4 protein-coding genes are annotated in these 4,278 nt (G+C 71.0%); 1 reads left to right on the forward strand and 3 read right to left on the reverse strand.

The window, feature by feature from the left end; genetic code table 11:
* A partial coding sequence (locus tag AC1D01_RS22970; protein ID WP_477870402.1) for an FIST signal transduction protein occupies nt 1-788 on the reverse strand: 788 nt, incomplete at its 3' end.
* A gap of 13 nt (nt 789-801) precedes the next feature.
* Complete coding sequence (locus AC1D01_RS22975) at nt 802-1,467, reverse strand: PhaM family polyhydroxyalkanoate granule multifunctional regulatory protein (protein ID WP_477870404.1); 666 nt, start codon at nt 1,465-1,467, stop codon at nt 802-804.
* Nucleotides 1,468-1,697: 230 nt separating this feature from the next.
* Between AC1D01_RS22975 and AC1D01_RS22980 the strand changes: the two genes are divergently transcribed.
* Nucleotides 1,698-3,515, forward strand: coding sequence for a S8 family peptidase (locus tag AC1D01_RS22980; protein WP_477870406.1), 1,818 nt, complete (start codon nt 1,698-1,700; stop codon nt 3,513-3,515).
* Here AC1D01_RS22980 and AC1D01_RS22985 read toward each other — a convergent pair.
* The coding region (locus AC1D01_RS22985; protein ID WP_477870408.1) for a TraB/GumN family protein at nt 3,516-4,278 on the reverse strand (763 nt) is incomplete at its 5' end.

Here is a 4,278-nt window from a genome sequence, read left to right on the forward strand (position 1 = left end):
GTGCCGAACTGGCCGGGCCGCGCCATCAGGTCATCGCGCGGGTCGCTCAGGCCGACCAGCGTCTGGCGCAGCCGCGGCAGCGCCTCGCGTGGCTCGTCGCCATCGATCTTCAGGTCGCGCAGCAGGCAGTCGAGGGCCGGCTCGTCGTCGAGCTGCGCGACCACGTTGCGCTCGCCCTGCGTGATGCGGCGTGCCGGGCCGACCGGCTGGCAGCCCTGCGTCACGCGCGAGACCAGGGTCACCTCGCGGCTGAACGCGACGCCCGACAGGCCACCGTCGAACACGCCGTCGGCGATGTGCAGCGCCTGCGTGCGCGCCGATGCGAGGCCGCCGAACAGGTAGCCGGTGGCGGTGCGGTCGCTCATCTCGGTGATCAGCTCGGCCAGGTCGGTGGCGGCCGGGTCGGCATGCACCTGCGCCGTGTTGGGCGCGAAAGCAGCATCGCCATGCAGCGGTGCCGCCCCCGAGAACACGCGGAACTGCTCGCGCGGCAGGTCCGACAGCATCAGTGCGAGCGCCGGCTCGTCGAAGTACTCGACGCCGTTGGCCGCGATGCCGACGCCCACCGCGCCGACCCAGGCCGTGCCCGGCCAGCGCTGGCGCAGCTCGGCCAGCAACTCGGCGGCATGTGGCGCGTAGTGGTCGCTGAGGTAGACCCAGCCGAGCGTCGGCTCGCCGATGTGCGCGCCGCCCGGGTCGGCCCGCTGCGCGTCGATCTGCGCGGCCGACAGCGCGAGCGCCATGCGCCAGTCGGGGTGGGTCGCGTGGGCGTGGGCGAACAGCTTCATCGCGGCGGGCTCCTCAGGCGCGCGGTGCGGCGCGCTTGCGGGCAGCGGCGGTCTTGGCGGCCGTCTTGGCGGCCACCGCCTTGGCCGTCCGCACCGTCTTGATCGCCACCTCGCCCGGCATCGTCGCCGCGCGCTTCAGCGTCTGCCCGGCGGCGTCGACCGATTGCTTGACCAGCGCGCCGGCCAGGTTGCGTGCCGCATCCGACGCGCTGTCCTTCATCGCGGTGGCGGCGAGTTCGGTGAACTGCTTGGTGAGGGCGCCCCACCACTGCATCGGGTCGACGGCGGCGGCGGTGTCGGTTTTCGCGCCGGCCTTCGCGTCCGGCTTGCGCGCCGACGCGGGGGCGGCTGCTGGTTCTGCAGCAGGTGCCGAGGCCGCGGGCCGCGCCGTCAGCGAATCGCGCAGGTCTTCCATCTGCACGTTCATCGTCTTCAGCGTCGACAGCGTCATGCGCTGCACCTCGAGCGCCTGGATCGTCGCGCCCAGCATGCGGGCGTTCTGCTCGAGCCAGAACTGCACGGTGCGCAGCTCCTCGATGCGTTTCTCGAGTTCCTCGGGGTTCAGCGTCGGCGCGACCCACTGGCCGATGTTCGGCAGCGCGGCGCCGGCGTTCTTCACGAGCCCCTGCAGGAAGTCGAAACCGGGCACCAGCTTCGTGAAGTTCGGGGCCTCGGCCATGGTGTCTCCTTGTGGGCAGCTGCTGTCTTTTGGACAGCCGATTGTGCACGCCTTGCACGGGCTGCATACGCGCGCAACCCCTAGCAACCCCCTACCTGAAAACTCTTGCAGGTGAAGGACGAGCGGCGTTGACGCGCCCCCCGCTTGTGCCCGACCCTGGGGGCGCGCCGCTGACTGTCGGCGCTTTTGCTTCCAACCTCACAAGGGAATGAGACATGACAAAGCGATCCATGCATCGAATCTCTCTGCGCAGGGTGTTGTCAGCCCTGCTGGTCCTGACGGGCGCCACCGCGCTCTCGGCCCATGCCGGCGTCCTGTCGGCAGCAGCGGCGGCCCAGAGCATCACTGCAGCACCCCAGGCCGACGTACCGACCCCGACCGACCGGCTGATCATCAAGTACCGCAGCGGCGCCGCCGGCGCCGCGTCCACCGCCTCCACCACCGAACGCAGCGTGCTGCACCGCAGCGCCCAGGATGTCGCGCTGCGCGCCGGCGTGCAGATGCAGCTGTTGCGCATCGGCGCGCTCGACACCCACGTGATGAAGTTCGACCGCCGCCTGCCGCAGGCCGACGTCGCCCAGATCGCGCGTGACATCGCGGCCTCCGACCCGAACGTCGAGTACGCCGAGCCCGACCGCATCCTGCATGCGCTGTTCACGCCGAACGACACGCAGTACGGCCAGCAGTGGCAGTACTTCGAGGCCACCGCCGRCCTGCGGTTGCCGGACGCGTGGGAGAAGTCCACCGGCACCGGCGTCGTCGTGTCGGTGATCGACACCGGCTACCGGCCGCACGCCGACCTGGCGGCGAACATCCTGCCCGGCTACGACTTCATTGCCGACACGGCCACCGCCAACGACGGCGGCGGGCGCGACAGCGATGCGAAGGATCCCGGCGACTGGATCAACGCCGGCGAATGCGATGGCGCCGCGGCCGAATCGAGCAGCTGGCACGGCACGCACGTGGCCGGCACCATCGCGGCGGTCACCAACAACAGCAACGGCGTGGCCGGCGTGGCGTTCAACGCCAAGGTCGTGCCGGCGCGCGTGCTCGGCAAGTGCGGCGGCTACACCTCCGACATCGCGGCGGCGATCATCTGGGCCTCGGGCGGCACGGTGAGCGGCGTGCCCGCCAATGCCAACCCGGCGCGCGTGATCAACATGTCGCTCGGCGGCCAGGGCGCCTGCGACACCACGTCGCAGAACGCCATCACCTCGGCCCGCAGCCGCAACACGGTGGTGGTGGTGGCGGCCGGCAACAGCAATGCCAACGCCTCCGGCTTCTCGCCGGCGAGTTGCAGCGGCGTGATCACCGTGGCGGCCACGAACCGCAGCGGCGGGCGCGCGTACTACTCGAACTACGGCGCCATCGTGGACGTCGCGGCCCCGGGCGGCGACGTGCGCTCGAGTGCGGCGAACGGCATCCTGTCGACGCTGAACTCGGGGGCGACGACGCCGGGCGCCGACAGCTACGACTACTACCAGGGCACGTCGATGGCGACGCCGCACGTGGTGGGCGTGGTGGCGCTGATGCTGTCGAAGAACCCGTCGCTGACGCCGGACCAGGTCGAGACGCTGCTGAAGTCGTCGTCGCGGGCCTTCCCTGCCACCTGCTCGCAGTGCGGCGCAGGCCTGGTGGATGCCAACGCGGCGGTCGATGCAGCGGGCGGCGGCACGACGACGCCACCGACACCGGTGACGGACACCGAGTCGAACAACACGATCGCGACGGCGCAGGCGGTGAACAAGAACTCGCTGGTGTCCGGCACCATCGCCAGCAGCTCCGACACCGACTACTTCAAGGTGACGGTGGCCAGCGGCAGTTCGCTGGCCGCGACGTTGACGCCGAACAGCAGCTCCGACTACGACCTGTACATCTACAACGCCAGCGGCACGCAGCTCGCGAAGAGCGAGAAGAGCACCGGGCTGGTCGACTCGGCCTCGGTGAGCAACAGCGGCGCGAGCGCGGTGACGTACTACGTGCGCGTGCTGTACTACAGCGGTGGCACCGGCGCCACCAACGGCAAGTACACGCTGCTGCTCAACTGATCAGCGCTTGAAGATGATGCGCTCCACGCGGTAGCCGCGGGCCTTCAGCAGGGCCGGGAGGCCCTGCGGCCCGATCATGTGCAGGCTGCCGACGGCGGCGAACACCCGTTCGCCGCCCTCGTGCCAGGCCGCGACCTGCTCGGCCATCGCCGGGTTGCGCTCGTCGAGCATGCGCTTCATGTCGCGCCGGTCGTCGGCGGTCTTCATGCAGTCGCACCAGCTCGCATAGCGCTCCAGCTCGTCGAGCTTGCTGCCCGACCACACGTCGGCGATGCGCTTGAGCATGCGCCGCGTCTGGCCCTTCTCGAGGTCGGCCAGCGTGCGGTCGATCATCTCGACGCGCTCCTCGGGCGTGCCGCCGGTCAGCATGTCGAGCTGCATCTCCGGGGTCTCCAGCGAATCGACCTGCTTGCCCAGCTGGTGGCCGAGCAGCGCGATGAAGGCGTCGATGCCATAGGCCGGGTCGAGCCCGTCGGCGCGGCCGGCCGTGACGGCCAGGTTCAGCGCCAGCAGCACCGGGCTCAGCGAGCGGCTGATCGCGTCGGGGATGCAGGCGGCGCGCGCCTGGCCCTGCAGCCGTTGCTCCAGCRCCGCGGGCAGCGGCTCGCCGCCGCTGGGGGCCTGCGCGGCACCGAGCCGGCGCGCGATGTCGGCGTCGGTGATGTCGAGTTCGAGCGCGATGCGCTGGCTCTCGCGCAGCGCGGCGGCGACCGCCGGGCCCGGGATCACCCAGTCGGGCCGCGCGATGTGCATCGTGCCGTAC

The sequence above is a fragment of the Rhizobacter sp. P3_B12 genome, from assembly GCF_056402895.1.

Excerpts from the sequence above, each read along its gene's own strand:
- AC1D01_RS22975 (WP_477870404.1), bottom strand. The coding sequence starts at position 1,467 with ATGGCCGAGGCCCCGAACTTCACGAAGCTGGTGCCCGGTTTCGACTTC.